Source organism: Vibrio sp. M250220 (genome assembly GCF_036533795.1).
Taxonomy (GTDB): Bacteria; Pseudomonadota; Gammaproteobacteria; order Enterobacterales; family Vibrionaceae; genus Vibrio.
In genome coordinates this window covers 1-360 of the sequence record NZ_JATABI010000238.1, presented here as the reverse complement: position 1 = coordinate 360, position 360 = coordinate 1, and the positions used below count along the sequence as shown (strand labels likewise).

Annotated in this window: 1 protein-coding gene and 1 pseudogene; both read right to left on the bottom strand. The window is 42.8% G+C overall.

Annotated features, from left to right (window positions below; genetic code table 11):
• A pseudogene (locus QTN94_RS20735) lies at positions 1-120 on the bottom strand (HNH endonuclease); the annotation flags it as partial.
• The coding region (locus tag QTN94_RS20605; RefSeq protein ID WP_443088824.1) for an S-type pyocin domain-containing protein at positions 117-360 on the bottom strand (244 nt) is incomplete at its 5' end. The gene QTN94_RS20605 and the pseudogene QTN94_RS20735, both read right to left, overlap by 4 nt.

Here is a 360-nt window from a genome sequence, read left to right as displayed (position 1 = left end):
CTTCATAATCCTTTCTTTATTTGACTCATTAAACTGTTCCAACAAAGATACATCTTTGGATACTTCAATCCAGAAGGCCTTCCTAAACGCATCAAAACTACTGAACTCTTTACCTCTCAACTTATCAGCAATTTGTGATGGTACTGGAGAACTAACCCCTCACTGGCTTTCTCTAACCATATGCCCGTTATATCTTCGCCATTCCCTGTAACAAACCCAGACTCATCACGCGCCGTTTTTTGGAACATCAGGTAAAGAGGAGGCAACCCAGCATCCGCAGGGAAGGTAACAATATATTCGGCTAGATCTTCTTCTGGGTAGAGAACCGTGCCAATTTCTTGCTCATGCTCTTCAATTGGG